Genomic DNA, 19,746 nt, shown 5'->3' on the forward strand with positions numbered 1-19,746 from the left:
TGTTTTTAATAAAACCGTTCCCGGTCAAGGCCTGTAAAAGTTGTATGTTTTTTTATAAAGAAATCCCAGATAATACAGCCATGGTACATGCCTGTTAGTTTGGAGTTATAAACCTGTGGGCCTCTGCGTGCAGGGTCGCCTTTTTCAAAAATGTGACGTGCATAATATTGATGCGCGCGGCTTACGGCCCAGGCGTCCCTGCGTTTACCCTCGGTTAAAAACCGCAGCATGGCCATAAAGTCTAAAACAAAACGGGCACTTATTACAATTACTGATTTCCAGAACGGCAGGTTCTTTTTAACCAACAACAAGTTGTTCCTGAAGTTGAGGTAAGTTTTAAACGGGTTCTCAGTATTAAGTGTACCGCCGCCTAAATGAAATATCTCTGATTGCGCGCAATACATTATTTTGTAGCCTTTGTTTTTTAACCGCCAGCATAGGTCTATCTCTTCCATGTGGGCAAAGAAACGATCATCAAACCCGCCCATTTCGTCCCAGTATTTCTTTTTAATAAACATAGAAGCACCCGAGGCCCAGAATATCTCGCCTGATTGTTCGTATTGTCCCTTGTCCTGCTCTACCTCATAAACTATCCGTCCGCGGCAAAAAGGATAGCCAAAACTATCAATAAAACCACCTGCGGCACCTGCATGTTCAAAGCTGTCTTTTTGATTATAGGCTTTTATTTTAGGCGCGGCTACGGCAATAAGCGGGTCGCTTTCCATTAAGGTAATTACCGGTTCTATCCAACCCGGCGGAACTTCAACGTCTGAATTTAACAGGATATAATAATCTGCTTCCACCTGTGCCAACACACGGTTATAGCCGCCGGTAAAGCCATAATTACTGTCATTCTTAATAATTTTTATAGATGGATAGTTGCTTTGAATAAACTCGACCGAGCCATCTGTAGATGCATTATCACCTACAACAATATCCAGGTTTGGCCAGGTAGAAGCTAATACCGATGGGAGGAACCGGCACAAATGCTTTACGCCGTTCCAGTTTAATATTACAATAGCAACTTTAGGTGGATTATTCATTAGTTTACATCCTGCGGTTTAAATTTCCACCTGCGGTGCGACCATAGCCAGTATTGTGGTTCTCTTCTTATCATTGATTCTAAATATTGTACATGGGCATTTGTAATTTCATGCGGCGCGCTGGCTTTTGCGTTTTCAACTAATGGCACAACTGTGTAAGTATAATATCCCCTTTTAACCCGTCGCATATCATAAAATATCACAACCGAATCTATCAGTTTAGCCACCTTCTCTATACCCTGGAACACCGCGGTTGGCTGATTTAAAAAGTTGGTAAAATAATTACTTTCTTCTTTTACGGGTGTTTGGTCGCCGGCAAATACGGCAACCGTTGGCTCATTTTTAAACGCTATCATTTTACGCAAAGTTTGCTTCATGGGCACCGGTATACTCCCAAAACGCGAGCGTACTTTTATAAAAAACTCATCAAATATTGCATTTGATAACGGTTTATAAATTACAAAAAACTTGGTAAAAACGCTAAACTCTAAACCAGCCATTTCCCAATTGCAATAATGGCCGGAAACAGCGGTAACACTTTTACCTTTTTTAAGGTAATTTAGTACCATTGTAGGATTAGTATCAATAACCCTGCGCTTTAGTTCTTCCTGGGATATACTGATCATTTTTATGGTTTCCATTATCAGATCAGCAAGGTAACGGAAATACTTTTTTTCAATATCGTTACGTTCCGAGGCCGATTTTTCAGGGAAGGCATTCTGCAAATTTTCCTGAACTACTTTGCGGCGGTAACCAATTATATAATACAGAACAACAAATAAACAATCAGATATCAGGTACAAAAACCAAAAGGGTAATAGGGAAATTAAGTACAAAAAGAATATACCTAATCTTAAAAGCCCTTTTTTTATCATTATTTTCGACGAGTTTTATCTGCAAACATAAAATATATGATTGAAAAAGGCGCTGTGTTACCTATGTTTTATCTTCCACCAATAGCGTATTTTACAAAACTGTGTGCTTACAAGCCTGATATACTGATGGAAAGAGAAGAACACTTCCCTAAACAAACCTATCGTAACCGCGCAAACATACATTCGCCGGATGGTGTGCTTTCTCTTACTGTACCTGTTGTTAAGGGCTCAAAACTGCATACCAGGGTAAAAGATGTAAAAATAAGTTATGATTTTAACTGGCAGCGCATGCACTGGATGGGCCTGGAATCATGCTACCGCCGGTCAGCTTATTTTGAGTATTATGAGGATGATTTTGCACCGTTTTACCAAAAAAAGTTTACCTACCTGTTTGATTATAATGAGCAGCTTTTACAAATGCTGCTAAAGTTTATTAAAATACAACTGCGGCTGCAATACACAGAGACCTATGAGGCCGAATACCCGTTATTGCATGATTACCGCAATGCCATAAGTACAAAAAAGGAATATAACTTTGAACAAAAGCCCTACTTCCAGGTTTTTGAAGAACGCAATGGGTTTATAAAAAATCTAAGTATCGTTGATCTGTTATTTAATCAGGGGCCGCAAACTATTAATTATTTATAATGAGCAATATTAAAAGGGTACGCTATAAAACACGCAAGCGAACAGTAGGTGAGCGCCCGGGAGCTATTAACATTCCTGATGATGCACTTAAGCCTGTTATCGCTATTTATTCTTACAACGAAAAGGAACTGGTAACGGCAGAGGGCCACGATATTAAAGTGATACTTAGCCAGTTTAAAAAATGTCCTGAACATACTCACTGGATACAAATAAAAGGACTTGGCGATGCTAAATTGATAGAAGATATCGGCAACCATCTTAAAATTAATCCATTAGTGCTTGAGGATATTGTAAACACACACCAGCGCCCCAAGTTTGATGAGTATGATGATTATGTTTTTAGCGTAAGCAGGCAAATATATTTTAACGATGAGAATGAGCTTTGTAATAACCAATTCTCTGCATTGGTTAAAAAAGATCTCATCATAAGTTTTGAAGAAACCCATACCGAACATTTTGAAGCTGTTAAGGCCCGTTTAGCAGCTGGTAAAGGCGCTATACGCACTGCAGGGCCGGGTTATATGTGTTACGCCTTATCAGACACTATAATTGATACTTATTTTGTGTTACTGGCTAAAATTGGTGATGAACTGGATGCCATTGAAGATAGGTTATATACCGACGCCGATAAAACCATAATGTATGATACCCAGCAATTAAAAAGGACCCTTATCATATTAAGAAGGATTACCTGGCCCGAACGGGATAAGATAAATGATATTTTACGAACAGAAAACCCGTTGGTTACCGCCGAGGTTAAAATGTTTTTGCGTGACGCGTACGACCATTGCATACAGGTAATGGACCTGATAGAGAACTATAAAGAAATTACCAGCAGCGTAATTGATCTGTACCTATCCATGGTAAGTAACCGGATGAATGAGATCATGAAAGTGCTGACCATTATTTCGGTAATATTTATCCCGCTAACATTTGTTGCCGGTATTTACGGGATGAACTTCTCGCGGGTAGACCCGGTAAACAATAAGGCAATGCCGGATAATATGCCCGAACTATACTCGCCACATGGCTATTATTACGCCTTGGGCGGCATGTTTATTATTGCTATAATACAGGTAATTGTATTTTGGCGAAAGGGATGGTTTAGTAAACTATAACTAAACTCACAACCACGTCATTGCGAGGAACGAAGCAATCTCTAAGCCAGACAGTAAATAAGACAAATTTCATTTATTGCATAATGCTGCTAACAAACCTCCTGAACATTGATTTGCGTGTGCAGAGATTGCTTCGTGCCTCGCAATGACGCGCGGATAGCAGGTTTGGAATTATTTTTGAAACTCCGGTTTCAAAAATGCCTTTTCCATCTGTCGCATTTTCATAACCTTGGGTACAGAAACGCCTTGTATATACGCGCTTCCCTGGTGTAGTTTATAATATCCCTGGTGATAATTTTCGGCAGCATAAAATACAGTAAAAGGTACCACTTGTGTTACTATCGGAGCGTTATAATGCTTACTTATGTTGATCTTTTTTATTAATGCCAATAAAGTAGCCTTTTCTTCGGGTGTACGGTAAAATGCTACCGAACGATAATCTGTACCCTCATCAGGGCCCTGGTAGTTTAGTTCGGTTGGGTTATGCGCGTAAAAGAACGCCTCGGCCAGTTTTTCATAACTTATTACTTTAGGGTCATAATAAACCTGCGCTGTTTCGGCGTGGCCGGTTGTGCGGGTGCAAACCTCTTCGTATGTTGGATTTTTTGTTGTACCGCCTGCAAATCCGGCAACTACCTGGTCAACGCCCTTAAGTTCAGACATGGCCTCGCCCATCGCCCAAAAACAACCACCGCCAAATGTGGCTACTGCCTGCCCCTGTTTAACTTTTGGCAATTTGGCAATATCATTATCGCCGGGCCTGTCCTGCCCGTTAGCGCAACCCCACATAACCAGGCTAAGTAAAATATACAGAATTGAATTTTTCATATTATCATTTTAACAAATATACGCAGCAGCCGGTTGCACGGATGGTCATTAATTAGTCATTTGGTTTTGTAAACAGCTTTTATTTTCATCAATATAGTATTCAAACCATTAATTTTGATCTCATAAACTGTTGATAGCATCATGCCTAATTTACCCGGTGGCAAACCTTTATTTTTTAACCACTCCAGGTAGTGCACAGGCATATCGCAAATAAAGGTGCCTTTATATTTACCAAATGGCATGCGGGTATTTACACTATCAATTAATACCTGTGTATCGGGCTTAACTTGCTCCATAGGGTAAAGATAAAATTTGTGTCGATGATATAGCTAAAGTCAATTAATTTACATCCGTAAGCCCTTGGCTGACAACAGCAATGAATTTGATTAGCAATTCTTACTTCATACCAGCAAATTCTTACTGTAAATCTCAAAACACAAATTGTAAGAAATTGTTATAAATAAAATGTTGTAAAAAATCATGGAACAACCATTTAACGCGACCTTAACCGGCACAGACGGCCCTGTTAACGGCATAATTAAACACATAACCTACGGCGGTTATAAAAAAGCTTATCAATTCAAGTCGTTAGATGATACGCTCCATTTAACTATTGCACCTGATGCAAGTGGCAACTGGCAAAAAATTGACGGTACAGAGCCCTATCTTTTTGGTTGGGTTGATGAAATGGCCAAACAAATAACGAACACCTATCTTTTTGGTTAGCTTGATGAAATGGCCGAACAAATAACGAAATTGCCGACATAAAACTAAACTCACCCCCTCTCTAAAGGCAAAGAGTGTGGATATGCATCAAACAATTTTAATTACTATGAAAAAAAGAGAATTAGGCCAATCGGGTATAATGGTGAGCCCGTTTTGCTTTGGCGGCAATGTGTTTGGCTGGACCGTTGATGAAAAACAATCATTTGAACTATTGGATGCCTTTATTGGCTCGGGCCTTGAATTTATTGATACGGCTGATGTTTATTCAAGATGGGTGCCGGGCCATAAAGGCGGAGAATCTGAAACCATTATTGGCAACTGGTTAAAAAAATCAGGCAAGCGCGATAAAGTAATTATCGCTACAAAAGTAGGCAAGCCCATGGAAGGTATGCAGGGCCTGTCAAAAAAATATATCACCCAAGCTGTCGAAGCCTCATTAAAGCGCTTGCAGACAGATCATATCGACCTTTATCAATCGCATGATGACGATAAAGCTACACCCCTCGAAGAAACCTTAGCCACTTATACCGACCTTATAAAACAAGGTAAAGTAAGGGCTATAGGCGCGTCAAATTATAGTGCAAGCCGGTTTAAAGAAGCGTTACAAGTAAGTAAGGATACCAACCTTGCCTCGTACCAAACCCTGCAACCGGAATATAATTTATATGACCGCGAAGCTTATGAAAAAGAGCTGGAACCTGTTTGTATAGAGAACAACATTGGTGTTATTACCTATTACTCGCTGGCGAGCGGGTTCTTAACCGGTAAATATCGCTCGGAAGCCGATCTTTCTAAAAGCCCGCGCGGTGGTGGTGTAAAAAGGTATTTGAATGATCGCGGCTTAAAAATTTTAGCCGCTTTAGATGAAGTTGCCGCTCAATATAAAACCACACCTGCAACTGTGGCCATTGCCTGGGTTATTGCCCGCCCCGGTATTACCGCGCCTATTGCAAGTGCTACATCTATAAAACAATTACAGGAAATTACACAGGCCGTACATTTAAATTTGGATGCTAAAGCTATTGATCTGTTAACTAAAGCAAGTGATTATTAACATTGGATTATAAAAGGCACGAAAAACCTTTTAAATACATAGCATTCAGAATGTTACAATTAAAAGAGCCACCCAAATATTGGGTGGCTCTTTATTATATATATGATGGAGGAAGTAATTTTAAAACCCTGATCTTTCATGTTCGCCACGGTCATGATTGCCTGTGAAATGTTGTTCACCACCATTACCCCGTTGTTGATCATTTCCGTTTTGGCGGTATTGCTGACCGTTCCATCCCTGGCTTCTTCCCTCATGCCTTGGCTGGCCGTAGTAACCTTGTCCCCTGTTAGATTGGCCATAATAGCCTCCACGGTTATCAGCATGTTCCTCACCTCTGTTCATATCTCCCCTTCTCTCAAAACGTAAGTCGTTGTTTCTTTGGCCACCGCGGTTAAAATCATGGTTACCATAGTAGTTACGCTCATTTCGGTTATCATAGTTTCCATAACGGCCCCAGTTGCCAACGTTACCTCTATACCTTTCCCTGTACATATCGGCATTTAAATATGGACGACTTGCGCGTACTTCATAACGGCGGACATTTCTCCAATTATAGTTACGGTATTCGCCGGGCAGGTAAACAGTTGAGATCCATCTATTACCATCATTGTAATAGTAAGATTGTTCGGCAACACAATAGTAAGCGTCTACATCCGGCAGGTAATAATAATCATCACTACCATTGTAATTTGTATATACCGGTGCTTCGGTTACTACTCTTACAGGCGTATTTATATGTAATCCTAAACCTATTCTTATTTGTGCATTTGCAGTACTGTAAAACAAACCACTTACTGCTATTGCTGATATTAAAGCTATCTTTTTCATAAATCTTAATTTTTATATGCATCTATGACTATGAAAAAGCAGCCGGGTTTAATGCCGCCTTTTCATTAAATCACACAATAGCAATTACAAAGAATATTATATCGAAAAAATATTGAAATTAAGAATTAAATTTTTACAACATGAAATTTTAACTTACTGTAAAAAATTTGTAAGTATTTAATTTGGTTTTCCTTTCCATAATTATTCTCATTAATTTTGATCTATATAAAAAAAACCGATATGAAAAATAGAAAATTCATTACCGTCATTCTGCCGTTAGTTGCAGTTTGTGGATTAATTTTATTAAACGCGTTAAAGAGTGATCCGCCTTTAAAGCATAGAAATATTGCCGATAACGCAGGCTTGACCCTACCAACCGGTTTTACCGGTACTGCTTTAATAACCGGAATTGGCAGCGCCAGGCATATAGCTGTTACACCCCAAGGAAATATCTATGTAAAAATAAACAGGCTAAAAAATGGCAAAGGCATAGTGGTTTTACATGATAGCGGTGACAAAGCCGAAGTAGTATCAAGCTTTGGCAATTTTTCCGGCACCGGTATCTATATCAAAAATGGTTATTTATATGCCTCATCAGACGAGAATGTTTACCGTTTTAAATTAGATGCGAAAAATGCAGTTATTGACCCGGAGCATCCCGAAACGGTTGTAAGCGGTTTAATTAACAGACATGAGCACGAGGCAAAAGCAATTTTGCTGGATAATGCCGGTAATTTATACGTGAACATTGGCGCATATTCTAATTCATGCCAGGTTAAAGATCGTCAAAAAGGTTCTATGGGCCAAAAAGGCTGCCCGATTTTAGATTCGGCTGCTGGTATCTGGCAGTTTAAAGCTGATAAACTGAACCAGCATTATGGTGATGGGGTACGTTATGCTACCGGCCTGCGCAACGTAATGGGCATGGATTGGAACTACCAGGACAATCAACTATTTGTAATGCAGCATGGCCGCGACCAACTGCATGATATTTTTCCTGAAATGTTTGATCAAAAACAATCGGCGCTTTTGCCTGCCGAATGTTTGTATGCTATAAAAAAAGGCGATAATGCCGGCTGGCCTTATATGTATTATGACCAAATACAGCATAAAAAAGTATTAATGCCAGAGTATGGCGGCGATGGTAAAAAAGCCGGCGGCGAGAATGCTATTGATCCGGCAGCTGCATATCCGGGCCACCTTGCTCCTAATGGTTTGTTGTTTTATACAGGCGACCAGTTTCCGGCTAAATATAAAAATGGCGCATTCATCGCGTTCCATGGTTCATGGAACCGCGCACCCGAGCCACAGGCCGGATACTTTGTTGTATTTCAGCCATTTAAAAATGGAAAACCTGATGGCCAGTGGGTAGTATTTGCAAATGGATTTTCCGGTTCGCAGGCACAAACAGAATCTGGCCGTGCAGAACATCGCCCATGCGGATTGGCACAAGGCGCTGATGGTTCATTATATGTAAGCGATGACACTAAAGGAACTATTTACAAGATCACTTATAAAAAATAAATTATGCGGATAAAAATAATTGCTTCGTGTGTTTTGATGATGTTGATGTATGCCGGTGCACAGGCACAGGTTAAACACAAAGCTAAACCAAAGGCTAAACATTCAACCACCACCGGTTTAGCCGCATCTATAGCTAAAGGGAAGACTGTTTATATGCAAACCTGCGTATCATGCCACCAGGTTGATGGCGGCGGTGTGCAAAACATGAACCCGCCGTTAATTAAAACAACTTATGTTTTGGGCGATAAAACCAAACTGATAACTATTGTGCTGAATGGTTTTAATGAAAGTGTTGAAATAGAAGGTAACACTTATTCTAACACCATGCCCTCGCATGATTTTTTGAAAGACGAGGATATTGCCAATGTTTTAACATTTGTACGTAATAGCTTTGGCAACAAGGCTCCGGCTGTAACCGCGGCCGAGGTTACTAAAGTTAGAGCAGCGGTTAAAAAGACATAAATAAAACCCTTTTTCATTTCGAATGAGGTATGAGTGAGAAATCTTATACGCCCTGCATACACAGCATCTCGTATAAGATTTTTTCGCTATCGTTCAAGAGATAGTTCTCATTTCGTTCGAAATAATATTGGATTAAGCCGCGATAGCTGCATTTACTTTCACAACCTCTATCAGGAAATTGTTTTTGAGTTCGTTCTCTGATATCACTACGCTAAAGTCGTCATACCTGATACCGTTATCTATAGGGTATACAGTATATCCTCGTTTGTTGGCATCGTAACCGCCCAATTCGAAAATTTCATCGTGTTTTTTGCCTTTGATCTTTGCACCGCTAACCAGCTGGTATGCATCAGATATGTTTTGGAAGTTGTTGTTCATAGAAGTTGTTGTTGTTGTGATGGTGGGATGAATACAATAAGTTTGCCAAAAAACAGAAATACAAAAAGGATGTCATCCGCACTTGTACTTAGTTACCCAAACCATTCATATAGATCATTCTGCTTTAACAGCTGTTTATGCATGGCATCAACATCTTTTAAAATTCTTCCCTCGGCCATTTGTATGATGCGCGTTCCATAATTGTAGGCATCTTTTAAATTATGGGTGACTAATATTGTGGTCAGTTTAAAATCTTTGCTTAGTTTATCAGCCGTACGCATTACTATTTCTGCTGATTTTGGGTCGAGCGCCGCGGTAGGCTCATCCAGCAGCAATATTTTACACTCATCCATTACACTCATCAACAAAGTTAGCGCCTGCCGCTGGCCGCCGGATAGTGTGCCCATTGGCTGCTCTATCTTTCTCTCCAGGCGCAATCCTAATATGGCAATCTTTTCTTTTACCTGCTCTTTAAACACTTCGTTAACACCTATTGTTAACCCTTTGGCTTGGGTGCGTATAGCTGCCAGGCGAAAATTATCTAAAATGCTCAGCTCAGATGCGGTTCCGCTCATGGGATTTTGAAAAACCCTGGCTATCCATTTACTACGGTTATAATCGGCTAATTTGGTTACCTTATTACCATCAATAGTAATACTGCCTGATGTAGGCAAAACGCTGCCCGATATTAAATTGAGCAAGGTTGTTTTACCCGAACCGTTCGATCCTACAATAACCACAAACTCGCCACCTTTTATAGATAAACTAACCCCATTAACGGCGTTTACATGGTTGGGTTTACCGGGGTTAAAGGTTTTGTGAATATTATTGATGGTTATTGCAAAATCCATGGGGCAATATACAAATAAACAAAAAAAGCGATGAGGTTTTAGACCCATCGCTTTTAATTATGAACCAGCTAATATTATACCTGGACAGCCGCAGCTGATTCAATTTTGGTTTTGGTTTTTGAACGCATATAAATAACCAGGCCGGTAAACGCCACTATTAAAATAATAGGGATTACCAATGTGGCTTGTAATACTTGCTTGCCGGCAAGTGTATCGCTACCTGCTTCCTTAACTATCCTATCATAAAAACCACCCATAAATAAGGTAAATATTGCTACGGAGAACATGCCGGCGCCGCCCATTAAGTTTAACCCTAACGCACCGGTGGCCGGAATATTTGTATTAACAAAACCCAGCATAGTTGGCCAGAAGAAACAAACGCCCATTCCGAATACAATGGCTGCCACATAAATCAATGGACCGGTAACGGTACTCAGCATAAATATGCCCAAAGCGGCAAGTATAGCTGATACTAACAGTAAAGCCTGTGGAGATATCTTTTTAAGAACCGGCTTAGCAAATGCACGGCCAAGTACCATAACACCGGTATCCAGTGTTAATATCAATAAAGCATTATCGGTTACATTTTTCAACAATACGTCTATCCATTGGCCGGTAAATAACTCGGTAATGGCGGTACCAAACATGCAAACAAACATAAAAAGGAAAAGTGGATTAAGCAGCGCTTTAAACATACCGCCATAGCTAACTCCTGAAGCCACACGCTCTGTAACCGGGAAATCCAATTTTGAGAATAGGAAACCGTATATAACAGTTGGTATAAGCATGGTAGCAACCTGTATCTGCCAGCTTAATCCCAGCTTGTTTAATAAAAACACAATAACGGTGCCTATTACAATACCACTTGGGAACCACAGATGAAAATGGTTAAGCTTGGTAGTTTTGTTATCAGTATACAGCCCTGCAACCAAGGGGTTACAAGCAGCTTCAACGGTACCGTTGGCCAGGCCAACCAGCAATGTAGATAAAAACAGCGTCCAGTATCCGTTGGCGAAAATTGTAAGCACAATACCTACCAGGTGAAAAATGAAGGCCAGTACCAGCAACTTCTTCATGCCGATGATGTCAACTACCATACCGCCGATAACAACGGCTAATGGAAATCCCCAAAACGCAGTTGCCGTTATAGCACCAAGTTGTGCTTTGTCTAATTGAAAATCGGTGCCAAGCTTATTTAGAATACCAGCTCTAATACCGAATGACAATCCGGTTACTAATAGCGACAAACAACTTGCCCTGAATAGTTGCGTACGATTAATTTGCATTGTTTATTTGTTTAAGTTTATAATTGGTTTATAAATATAGTTATTTGTTGATTAAGTTGATTAGGTTAAGTAGTTATTATGGTAATGAGTGATTTATTAAGTTGATTGGGTTAAGTGGTTATTGCAACTACTCACTTAATCAATCACTCACCAACTCACTAAATCCCCAACACACGTTTGTTAAATGCTTCATCAGATCCTGAACCTGCAAAATCATCAAAGGCCTTCTCTGTTACCCTTATGATGTGATCTTTAATAAATATAGCGCCTTCTTTTGCACCATCTTCCGGATGTTTAAGGGCACACTCCCATTCCATTACCGCCCATCCTTCAAAATCATATTGTGCCATTTTGCTAAAGATAGATTTAAAATCAACCTGCCCGTCGCCTAACGAACGGAAACGGCCCGCGCGCTCAACCCAATTTTGATAACCACCATAAACACCCTGGCGGCCCGTAGGGTTAAATTCGGCATCCTTCACATGGAACATTTTTATACGCTCGTGGTAGATGTCTATGTATTCCAGATAATCTAAACACTGCAATACAAAGTGCGATGGGTCATACAGTAAATTGGCTCGTTTATGATTACCTACCTTCTCTAAAAACATTTCATAACTAATACCGTCATGCAGGTCCTCGCCCGGGTGAATTTCATAGCAAAGGTCTACGCCGTTCTCATCAAATACATCTAATATCGGTTTCCAGCGTTTAGCCAGCTCGGTAAAGCCCGTCTCTACCAGTCCAGCAGGGCGCTGCGGCCACGGGTAAACCGTTTGCCATAATAAAGCGCCGCTAAAAGTGGCATGCGCGTTTAAGCCTAAATTTTGCGATGCCTTTGCCGCATATTTTAATTGCTGTACAGCCCATTCCTGCCTTGCTTTTGGATTTTTACGATATGCTTCTGGAGCAAATCCGTCAAACAATTCATCATAAGCAGGATTTACGGCAACCAGTTGTCCCTGCAAATGCGTAGATAGCTCGGTTATTTCCAGGCCCTGGCTTTGTACCATGCCTTTTATTTCGTCGGCATAAGTTTTACTTTCGGCAGCCTTTTGCAGATCGAAGTAACTGTTTGCCCATGAAGGTATTTGCACCCCTTTAAACCCTAAGCTTTTTGACCATTTACATATTTCTTCAAGGGTATCAAAAGGTGGTTTATCCCCTAAAAATTGTGCTAAGAAAATTGCAGGTCCTTTAATAGTTTTCATAATAGAATTATACGTTAAATTTAGTCCACTTAATAGCTGATTTACCCGAGGCTATTACATTTTCAATAAATGCCATGCCTCTTACACCATCCTCAATACCCGGAAAATCCAGCGCTTCGGGCGCGGCGGTTGTACCTTCTATACCCGCTTTTATACTAAGCGCGAAATTGTGGTACAGGTTAGCAAAGGCTTCCAGATAACCTTCGGGGTGCCCACCCGGTGTACGTGTATTATGCGTAGCGAACGAGCTTACATAACCCGCGCCGGTGCGCCATATCTCCATTGGCTTTTCGTTAGATTTTACTTTAAGTGTATTGGCATCCCATTGCTCCCACTCTATTCCGCCGGTTTCACCATACACTCTTATCTTAACATTATTTTCTTCGCCCGCGGCTATCTGTGTGGCAGTTAGTACGGCGCTTGCGCCGTTGTTTAGTTTTAATAGTACAGCGCCGTCGTCATCCAGTTTACGACCCTCAACTACAATATTAATATCGGCACATAGCTGTGTAACCTGCAAACCGGTAACATACTCTAATAAATTAAAGGCGTGGGTACCAATATCGCCCATGGCACCTGCTATACCGCTTTTACCCGGGTCTGTGCGCCAGGCAGCCTGCTTGTTATCATTACCCTCTAAAAAAGTACTTAACCAGCCCTGCGGATACTCCACATATATTTTGCGCACCGCGCCTATTTTACCGGCTTTAACTAATTGCCGGGCTTCCTTCACCATAGGATAGCCAGTGTAGGTATGGGTTAAACAAAATAGTTTATCGCTTGCTTTAACCACCTTTTCCAACTCTTTAGCTTCAGCTAATGAGAAGGTCATTGGCTTATCTAAAATAACATGAAAGCCATTCTCTAAAGCCATTTTGGTGGGCTCGAAGTGCACATGGTTTGGTGTTACAATGCTTATAACCTGTACACGCTGATCTGCCGGCAATTGTTTTTCTTTTTCGATAAGTTCTTTGTATGAGCTATAGGCTCTATCCGGGGATAATCCCAGCGCGACACCGCTTGCTTTTGATTTTTCGGGATCGCTGCTAAAGGCCCCGCATACTAATTCATAATCATCATCTATACGGGCGGCTATACGGTGTACGGCACCAATAAAGGCACCTTGTCCGCCACCAATCATTCCTAATTTAAGTTTCATCTTTATGTATTGTTATTTTGTAAACATATTTAAGGACTACAATCGATTGTATTGAAGCGCTTAAGTGGTTTAGTTATTAATTATAGTGTTTAAATTGTTGGCTTTTTATGGTAATTAAACGGTTGTAAAACACGTATTAAAACCCTTTAATATAGGTTTACCAAACATAATAACTTTATTAATAAAAAACATTATGCCATAAATAAATTACGAATGTTTTTTAAGATTTCTGATTAATAAGTCAGTAGCGTACACATATGGTTCTTCTGCTGTTGATAAACCGTTTCTAAAACAAAAACAGGCCACGGTATACCGTGGCCTGTTTTGTTAAATATTAAAAGGTTATTCTCTTAGGGACAAAAGAGAAATTCTAAGCTGTCTCTTCTATCAAAGCTTCATTCTGCATTTCGTAGGCTTCAATACCATCTGCTTTATTTGCTTTATGGTCGCTGTAATAATCAATATAAAATTGCTTTTTCGAGTCGCGATAAGAGCTTACGGCGCCTATTATACTTAAAAACTTAATGTATACCCAAGCCATATCTAACTGATAGGGTTTAAAACCCGAACGCGCGCTGTTAGGATACAGGTGATGATTATTATGCCATTCGCCGGCTACTAAACCCGGCCATACCTGGTTAATAGACATATCCTCGCGGTTAAAATCAACACCGTCGCGGCGCATATCCTTGCCTTTTCCGTGACCCTCATAATTAAATGTACGTACACCAACGGCCCAAAAACCCGCAGCACCAAATATAGCACAAGCTAAACCGGGGCCGCCTATCAGGTAAAATGCGGCGAACCATAGTCCCCAACTCAATATCACACTTATAATGGTTTTTAGCGGATTAGCTAAGGTGCCCCATTTTTGGTATTGCGCGTAAGTATTAACTTTTACACCTGTATGCTGCATTAACTTAACACAGCATTCATATTCTTTTTCGCTCATAGTGCGGTTTATTGGCTGATGATTTACGTCGGCCAGGAAACAATACAAGAAACCACCCTGAGCATTATAAGGATCGCCTGGCTGATCAGACAGCGCGTGATGCACGTGATGAGATATAGCGTATATCTCCTCAGGAATTATTTTTATTGTTAAGTTTTGGGTAAAGAACCTCCAGAAACCATTACTGAATTTATAAGCGCCATGGGTGCAATACCTATGGTGCCATATGGTACCATGTGTACCCATAATAATCATGCTGTACACAAAGGCAGCTATCAGTAATTTAATGGAGAAATATTTAAAAATAAATACCAATAAAAATGGTGTCAGCACCACTATCATCATCCAGCTCATAAAAGAGAGCCAGTTTTTTTTGTCTTTAAATACGTTTAATCTTGTAAAGAACTCTTTAAAAATTTGTTTGGGGCTCGGCTTTGCCAGGTTTCCGCTCTCATCTGCCCATCCGTAAGCAGGCGGCTGCAGCACATTGTTTAAAAATGACATTTAATAGTATTGGGATTTAGCTAATCAATAAGTATTGTAATCGGAGTGTAATATATGAATAAAAATTTTGCGACAAGTTTTTATTTCATTTAATAACATCGTCTTAATAAAGAACGTTAATTATTGGGCAATAGTACAACGTTCGCCAGTTAATAATTTTTCGCATTGCTCAAAATTAACCGGCACCGTAATTTCATCTATCTCTTTCCTGTAGTTTTGTTTGATTTCTTTACGGCGCTTGGCTTCAATAAACCGGCGCACGTGTTGCTTATTTTCCAATATTAATCCGGGGATGGCAACCGGCTTATTATTATCGTCCTTTGCCACCATAGTAAAGTAGCTGGTGTTAGTGTGTTTAATAATATTGGTTTTAATATTCTCTGATATTACCCGTATCCCCACTACCAATGAGGTATTGCCCACGTAATTTACAGAGGCCATAAATGATACCAGCTCACCCACCTCAACCGGCTGCAAAAAATCAACTGTGTCAATTGATGCGGTTACGCAATAATTACCGGCATGCTTGGCAGCGCAAACATAGGCTACCTTATCCATTAATGATAATAATATACCCCCATGTATTTTACCGCCAAAGTTAGAGTATGAGGGTATCATTAACTCGGTAATTGTCGTTTCAGAAAAATGAACGGTTTTGAAGGTTGATCTGTCGGGTTGGGCTACCATAAAGCTTTATTTTGCCCTGCAATATAAAACATTTAGCTATTGCAATGCTTTTTAAAATATTAAATTGCCCAAAATATCCTGCTTGTGAAACAAATATTCCCGCTAATTATAGCCTTGCTTTGTATAAACTATTGCTTTGCACAAAAGGTTGTAGAGAAAAAAACAAGGCTAACAGATTTTGTTACAGAAAGATACCAAACCATCATACAAACCGACAAACAAATTAAACAAGGTACCTATAACGCGCTTTATGAAAAAAAGATAGTGATAGCAAATGGCACCTATACCAATAATAAGCGAACAGGGACGTGGCACTTTTTCTTTCCGACCGGTAAATTACTACAAAACTATAATTACACTACCGGACAGCTGCTTTATGAAGCGCCGGAAGATACTACTTCTGCCATAAGGTACCTGATAGATTATCCTGTAACAGAAAAAGATACTACTATGATAACTAAACCCATTAGGTTAGGGGGAAGATATTATGGATACGTGCCATATTTCAGGCTGTTTAAATTGCCGGCTGATATGCAAAACAGCAATACGCAACAACTTGAGGTGATAATGGAATTGTTGGTAAGTCCGCTTGGGAGGCTTTCGGATTTTAAATTTCACATCAGATACTACAATGATAAAGAGGACCTGAAATTGATAAATGTAAATACCGACCTGCTATCAGATGAAGATAAGACATTTATACCTGCCAGCCGCGACAGGAAACTCATAGCATCAAGAATACTGGTGCATTGTTATGTAACCAGGCTTGATGGGATAGATATATATTGAACAAAATATTATAATGTCATTTGGAACAAAGGGAGAAATCTTATACATTATGCAGGCTACCCAAGCATAATGTATAAGATTTCTCCTCGTACCTCGTCGAAATGACAGAAGGACTATTTTATTTAGTGCGCGTGATGGCCATCCGCTCCATGCGCGTGGCCATGTGATAATTCTTCGGGTGTTGCCGGCCTAACATTTAGTATAACTCCTTTAAAGTGTAAAGGCTGGCCTGCCATTGGATGATTTAGGTCAACAATAAGCGAATCTTCAGCAACAGAAACTACCTGGCCCTGGAAATGGTTGCCATTATTGTCCTGCAAAGGCAAAATAGCGCCTACTTCGGGCAAATCGGCTCCCTGGAACATTTCGATAGGTAAATTTGCTACCGCTTCATCATCATAAACACCATAAGCATCTTCGGCCGACAAGCGAAAATCATAGTTATCGCTGGTTGAAAGTGTGATTAAGTTTTCTTCGAATTTCGGAAGCATTTGTCCGGCTCCAAATAAAAAGGTTAAAGGCTGCTCTTGTGTAGCGCTTTCTACTAAAGCTTCGGTGCCATCTTCCTGGTCAACATACAAATCGTAAGTTAATGACACTACATGTTGTGGTTCAATTTTCATCAGTATTATTTTTTTAAGGTGATGAAGCTATCATGAGTGATGACTCATGATAGCTTCATTAGAATATTTATTTGTTTAGTGGTAAAATATTGGCACCCATTGAGTGCTTTGCTGCTTTATATTAAATGTTTCAGGCTTCAATTTGTTTTAATGCCTCCGCGATATTGGTTACCGGCAACCCGCAGGTTTTATCTTTACAGATAAACAGCCGGGTTATATCGCCAAACTTATCGTGCAGTAAAGGTAAACTTCCTTTTTTACCACCCAAGATAATTTTGTTAGGAATGTAATTTTTTTCCATTTTTATACGGAAAGCCTCCGCATCATCGCCCACTATGGCAACTTCGTAAATCCCAAAAATCTCATCCAATAACAGCATGGACCAGTTTGAATAGGATGAACCATACCTTGCCAAATGCGGTACAATATTGCGTAACAGCTGTGCTGATATTTCCAGGTATTGTTCGCTATCAAACAGTAAACCCATTTTTTTTAGGTTACGCGCCATAACTGAATTTGATGCAGGCGTAACCCCATCCATAATTTCCGACTTACGGGCAATTAATTGCTCCTCATCATCAGCCGTGTAAAAGAAAATGCCCCCGGCCCCATCATAGTAATGAGCGATAGCGTTATCGGTAAGCTTTACGGCACGTTGCAGCCATTGCTCATCAAAAGTAACCTCATATAAGGCTATAAAGGCATCAATGATGTTGGCGTAATCATCTAAGAAGGCTACGGCCTTAGTATTAGCTTTATACGTTCTGCTTATTCGGCCATTATTACCTATAAGATTACTTACAATGAAATCGGCATTTTTTAAAGCGAGCTCCAAATATTCAGCTTTGTTAAAAGCCCGGTACGCATCACAGAGCCCTTTCAGCATTAATCCGTTCCATGAGGCAAGTATTTTATTATCCAAGCCGGGGCGGATGCGTTTGGCGCGATATTCAAATAATTTTTTGCGCGATGCTGCTATGCTCGCTAACATTTCGTCAGTGGATATACCTATCGCTTCAGCAAGCTCCGTGTCGATGCCGCGTTTAAACAGGATGTTGGTTTGCTCTTCCTCCCAATTGCCTTCATCGGTTATATGGTAATAGATGCAAAACAGCTCTGCTTCTTTGCCTAAAATAGCCTGTATTTCTTCCTTAGCAAAAACATAGAATTTGCCCTCTACCCCTTCACTATCCGCATCCAGGGCCGAATAAAATCCACCTTCGGGCGAAAGTAATTCCCGCACAGCAAAATCTATCGTTTCACTAACTACCTGTTTGTATAAATTATCAGGCTGCCAGGTATGAGCCTCGGAATATAAACTTATCAGCTGCGCGTTATCATACAGCATCTTTTCAAAATGCGGCACGTGCCATAAACCATCAACAGAATAGCGTGCAAAACCGCCACCTAAATGGTCGTAGATACCACCGTAAGCCATTTTTTGCAGGGTGAGCTTAGCTAAACCGGTTAGCTCCTCATCGTGCATTAAATGCGCGTAACGTATTAAAAACTGCCAGTTATTTGGCATCGGGAACTTAGGCGCTGTGCCCATTCCCCCTTCTGTTTTATCAAAATACTTTTTCCAGTTGCCTACTATAACTTCCAGATCAGTTTTAGCATAATCTGGTTGCGATTCAATAAAAGCTATCGATTCAAACTTTTGAATACCCTCGGTTAAACGGGTTGCATATTCCAGCGCATCTTCTGGTTTTTGTTTATAGTAATCGGCTAAGTTAAAGAGCAGGCTCGTCCAATCGTTTTTTCTGAAATAAGTTCCCGCGTAAATGGGCCGCTGATCTGGCAAACAAATGCAATTAAGCGGCCAACCGCCCCTGCCGCTTATTAATTGTACAGCGCTCATGTATATCTGGTCAACATCAGGGCGCTCTTCGCGGTCGACTTTTATACAAACAAAATATTCGTTCATAACCGCCGCCACCTGTTCATCCTCAAAGCTTTCATGCTCCATAACATGGCACCAGTGGCAAGCCGAATAGCCGATGCTTACAATGATGAGCTTGTTCTCATCCCCGGCCTTTTGCAAAGCCTCCGCGCCCCACGGATACCAGTTAACCGGGTTGTTGGCGTGTTGCAGTAGATATGGCGATGTGGAATTAGCTAAACGGTTCATTTGGCAAAATTGCGATATTAAATGCACTTAAAGATAAATCAATCAGGATTAGAGAAAGTTTTTACAAAA

21 protein-coding genes are annotated in these 19,746 nt (G+C 40.3%); 7 read left to right on the forward strand and 14 right to left on the reverse strand.

Translation table 11 applies throughout. The features are described 5' to 3' along the window. Positions 1–5 precede the first annotated feature (5 nt). The gene (locus JWR23_RS17185) at positions 6–1,043 is read right to left on the reverse strand and encodes a glycosyltransferase family 2 protein (protein WP_299517657.1); all 1,038 of its coding nucleotides are present in this window, start codon (positions 1,041–1,043) and stop codon (positions 6–8) included. Further along, positions 1,043–1,918: a lysophospholipid acyltransferase family protein gene (locus tag JWR23_RS17190; protein WP_299517658.1), complete on the reverse strand. Its 876-nt coding sequence runs from the start codon at positions 1,916–1,918 to the stop codon at positions 1,043–1,045. Before JWR23_RS17190 ends, JWR23_RS17185 begins: the two co-directional genes overlap by 1 nt. Positions 1,919–2,044: 126 nt before the next feature. Between JWR23_RS17190 and JWR23_RS17195 the strand changes: the two genes are divergently transcribed. Next, on the forward strand, positions 2,045–2,566 hold the full coding sequence (locus tag JWR23_RS17195) for a WbqC family protein (RefSeq protein WP_367277576.1): 522 nt from the start codon (positions 2,045–2,047) through the stop codon (positions 2,564–2,566). Continuing rightward, complete coding sequence (corA, locus tag JWR23_RS17200; protein WP_299517660.1) at positions 2,566–3,684, forward strand: magnesium/cobalt transporter CorA; 1,119 nt, start codon at positions 2,566–2,568, stop codon at positions 3,682–3,684. The genes JWR23_RS17195 and corA overlap by 1 nt, the downstream gene beginning before the upstream one ends. Positions 3,685–3,855: 171 nt before the next feature. On the opposite strand, the gene msrA is transcribed toward corA, so the two are convergent. Together msrA and JWR23_RS17210 are read right to left on the reverse strand one after the other, a co-directional pair. Then, entirely contained in the window at positions 3,856–4,512 is a 657-nt protein-coding gene (gene msrA / locus JWR23_RS17205) for a peptide-methionine (S)-S-oxide reductase MsrA (RefSeq protein WP_299517661.1), read from the reverse strand. Between the two features lie 56 nt (positions 4,513–4,568). Then, positions 4,569–4,808, reverse strand: coding sequence for a DUF3820 family protein (locus tag JWR23_RS17210; RefSeq protein ID WP_299517662.1), 240 nt, complete (start codon positions 4,806–4,808; stop codon positions 4,569–4,571). Between the two features lie 184 nt (positions 4,809–4,992). Between JWR23_RS17210 and JWR23_RS17215 the strand changes: the two genes are divergently transcribed. Further along, entirely contained in the window at positions 4,993–5,238 is a 246-nt protein-coding gene (locus JWR23_RS17215) for a hypothetical protein (RefSeq protein ID WP_299517663.1), read from the forward strand. Positions 5,239–5,344: 106 nt separating this feature from the next. After that, complete coding sequence (locus JWR23_RS17220) at positions 5,345–6,292, forward strand: aldo/keto reductase (protein ID WP_299517664.1); 948 nt, start codon at positions 5,345–5,347, stop codon at positions 6,290–6,292. 120 nt (positions 6,293–6,412) lie between these two features. Here the strand turns inward: JWR23_RS17220 and JWR23_RS17225 are convergent, their stop codons facing one another. Further along, positions 6,413–7,120 carry a hypothetical protein gene (locus JWR23_RS17225; RefSeq protein ID WP_299517666.1) on the reverse strand — a complete coding sequence of 236 codons (708 nt, stop codon included), beginning with the start codon at positions 7,118–7,120 and terminating at the stop codon, positions 6,413–6,415. A 240-nt stretch (positions 7,121–7,360) separates the two neighbouring features. Between JWR23_RS17225 and JWR23_RS17230 the strand changes: the two genes are divergently transcribed. Beyond that, positions 7,361–8,644: a PQQ-dependent sugar dehydrogenase gene (locus JWR23_RS17230; protein ID WP_299517667.1), complete on the forward strand. Its 1,284-nt coding sequence runs from the start codon at positions 7,361–7,363 to the stop codon at positions 8,642–8,644. Positions 8,645–8,647: 3 nt separating this feature from the next. Then, a complete protein-coding gene (locus tag JWR23_RS17235) occupies positions 8,648–9,106 on the forward strand; it encodes a c-type cytochrome (RefSeq protein ID WP_299517668.1) in 459 nt (152 codons plus the stop codon). Between the two features lie 132 nt (positions 9,107–9,238). Here the strand turns inward: JWR23_RS17235 and JWR23_RS17240 are convergent, their stop codons facing one another. The 7 genes from JWR23_RS17240 to JWR23_RS17270 form a co-directional block, all read right to left on the reverse strand. Continuing rightward, positions 9,239–9,484 (reverse strand): hypothetical protein, encoded by a 246-nt coding sequence (locus tag JWR23_RS17240; RefSeq protein ID WP_299517669.1) that lies wholly within the window; start codon positions 9,482–9,484, stop codon positions 9,239–9,241. A 92-nt stretch (positions 9,485–9,576) separates the two neighbouring features. After that, the gene (locus tag JWR23_RS17245) at positions 9,577–10,335 is read right to left on the reverse strand and encodes an ABC transporter ATP-binding protein (protein WP_299517670.1); all 759 of its coding nucleotides are present in this window, start codon (positions 10,333–10,335) and stop codon (positions 9,577–9,579) included. Positions 10,336–10,409: 74 nt separating this feature from the next. Then, complete coding sequence (locus tag JWR23_RS17250; protein WP_299517672.1) at positions 10,410–11,621, reverse strand: sugar MFS transporter; 1,212 nt, start codon at positions 11,619–11,621, stop codon at positions 10,410–10,412. Positions 11,622–11,779: 158 nt separating this feature from the next. Next, the gene (locus JWR23_RS17255; RefSeq protein ID WP_299517674.1) at positions 11,780–12,832 is read right to left on the reverse strand and encodes a sugar phosphate isomerase/epimerase; all 1,053 of its coding nucleotides are present in this window, start codon (positions 12,830–12,832) and stop codon (positions 11,780–11,782) included. A 7-nt stretch (positions 12,833–12,839) separates the two neighbouring features. Beyond that, the gene (locus JWR23_RS17260; protein ID WP_299517675.1) at positions 12,840–13,991 is read right to left on the reverse strand and encodes a Gfo/Idh/MocA family oxidoreductase; all 1,152 of its coding nucleotides are present in this window, start codon (positions 13,989–13,991) and stop codon (positions 12,840–12,842) included. 370 nt (positions 13,992–14,361) lie between these two features. Beyond that, positions 14,362–15,447 (reverse strand): fatty acid desaturase, encoded by a 1,086-nt coding sequence (locus tag JWR23_RS17265; protein WP_299517676.1) that lies wholly within the window; start codon positions 15,445–15,447, stop codon positions 14,362–14,364. 120 nt (positions 15,448–15,567) lie between these two features. Beyond that, positions 15,568–16,134 (reverse strand): acyl-CoA thioesterase, encoded by a 567-nt coding sequence (locus tag JWR23_RS17270; protein WP_299517678.1) that lies wholly within the window; start codon positions 16,132–16,134, stop codon positions 15,568–15,570. Between the two features lie 84 nt (positions 16,135–16,218). On the opposite strand from JWR23_RS17270, the gene JWR23_RS17275 reads away from it, so the two are divergent. After that, positions 16,219–16,923, forward strand: a complete 705-nt coding sequence (locus JWR23_RS17275; RefSeq protein WP_299517680.1) for a hypothetical protein — start codon at positions 16,219–16,221, stop codon at positions 16,921–16,923. Positions 16,924–17,045: 122 nt separating this feature from the next. Here the strand turns inward: JWR23_RS17275 and JWR23_RS17280 are convergent, their stop codons facing one another. After that, positions 17,046–17,546 (reverse strand): peptidylprolyl isomerase, encoded by a 501-nt coding sequence (locus tag JWR23_RS17280; RefSeq protein WP_299517682.1) that lies wholly within the window; start codon positions 17,544–17,546, stop codon positions 17,046–17,048. A 130-nt stretch (positions 17,547–17,676) separates the two neighbouring features. After that, positions 17,677–19,677: a thioredoxin domain-containing protein gene (locus JWR23_RS17285; protein ID WP_299517684.1), complete on the reverse strand. Its 2,001-nt coding sequence runs from the start codon at positions 19,675–19,677 to the stop codon at positions 17,677–17,679. Positions 19,678–19,746: the final 69 nt, after the last annotated feature.

The organism is Mucilaginibacter sp. (assembly GCF_028288205.1).
Taxonomy (GTDB): domain Bacteria; phylum Bacteroidota; class Bacteroidia; order Sphingobacteriales; family Sphingobacteriaceae; genus Mucilaginibacter.

What these genes read in the sequence shown, in the direction of transcription:
- JWR23_RS17260 (WP_299517675.1), bottom strand. Translation starts at nt 13,991, where the DNA reads ATGAAACTTAAATTAGGAATGATTGGTGGCGGACAAGGTGCCTTTATT.
- JWR23_RS17195 (WP_367277576.1), top strand. Translation starts at nt 2,045, where the DNA reads ATGGAAAGAGAAGAACACTTCCCTAAACAAACCTATCGTAACCGCGCA.
- JWR23_RS17230 (WP_299517667.1), top strand. Translation starts at nt 7,361, where the DNA reads ATGAAAAATAGAAAATTCATTACCGTCATTCTGCCGTTAGTTGCAGTT.
- JWR23_RS17220 (WP_299517664.1), top strand. Translation starts at nt 5,345, where the DNA reads ATGAAAAAAAGAGAATTAGGCCAATCGGGTATAATGGTGAGCCCGTTT.
- JWR23_RS17255 (WP_299517674.1), bottom strand. Translation starts at nt 12,832, where the DNA reads ATGAAAACTATTAAAGGACCTGCAATTTTCTTAGCACAATTTTTAGGG.
- JWR23_RS17215 (WP_299517663.1), top strand. Translation starts at nt 4,993, where the DNA reads ATGGAACAACCATTTAACGCGACCTTAACCGGCACAGACGGCCCTGTT.
- JWR23_RS17285 (WP_299517684.1), bottom strand. Translation starts at nt 19,677, where the DNA reads ATGAACCGTTTAGCTAATTCCACATCGCCATATCTACTGCAACACGCC.
- JWR23_RS17185 (WP_299517657.1), bottom strand. Translation starts at nt 1,043, where the DNA reads ATGAATAATCCACCTAAAGTTGCTATTGTAATATTAAACTGGAACGGC.
- corA (WP_299517660.1), top strand. Translation starts at nt 2,566, where the DNA reads ATGAGCAATATTAAAAGGGTACGCTATAAAACACGCAAGCGAACAGTA.
- JWR23_RS17270 (WP_299517678.1), bottom strand. Translation starts at nt 16,134, where the DNA reads ATGGTAGCCCAACCCGACAGATCAACCTTCAAAACCGTTCATTTTTCT.
- JWR23_RS17265 (WP_299517676.1), bottom strand. Translation starts at nt 15,447, where the DNA reads ATGTCATTTTTAAACAATGTGCTGCAGCCGCCTGCTTACGGATGGGCA.
- JWR23_RS17245 (WP_299517670.1), bottom strand. Translation starts at nt 10,335, where the DNA reads ATGGATTTTGCAATAACCATCAATAATATTCACAAAACCTTTAACCCC.
- JWR23_RS17210 (WP_299517662.1), bottom strand. Translation starts at nt 4,808, where the DNA reads ATGGAGCAAGTTAAGCCCGATACACAGGTATTAATTGATAGTGTAAAT.
- JWR23_RS17280 (WP_299517682.1), bottom strand. Translation starts at nt 17,546, where the DNA reads ATGAAAATTGAACCACAACATGTAGTGTCATTAACTTACGATTTGTAT.
- JWR23_RS17225 (WP_299517666.1), bottom strand. Translation starts at nt 7,120, where the DNA reads ATGAAAAAGATAGCTTTAATATCAGCAATAGCAGTAAGTGGTTTGTTT.
- JWR23_RS17235 (WP_299517668.1), top strand. Translation starts at nt 8,648, where the DNA reads ATGCGGATAAAAATAATTGCTTCGTGTGTTTTGATGATGTTGATGTAT.
- JWR23_RS17190 (WP_299517658.1), bottom strand. Translation starts at nt 1,918, where the DNA reads ATGATAAAAAAAGGGCTTTTAAGATTAGGTATATTCTTTTTGTACTTA.
- JWR23_RS17250 (WP_299517672.1), bottom strand. Translation starts at nt 11,621, where the DNA reads ATGCAAATTAATCGTACGCAACTATTCAGGGCAAGTTGTTTGTCGCTA.
- JWR23_RS17240 (WP_299517669.1), bottom strand. Translation starts at nt 9,484, where the DNA reads ATGAACAACAACTTCCAAAACATATCTGATGCATACCAGCTGGTTAGC.
- msrA (WP_299517661.1), bottom strand. Translation starts at nt 4,512, where the DNA reads ATGAAAAATTCAATTCTGTATATTTTACTTAGCCTGGTTATGTGGGGT.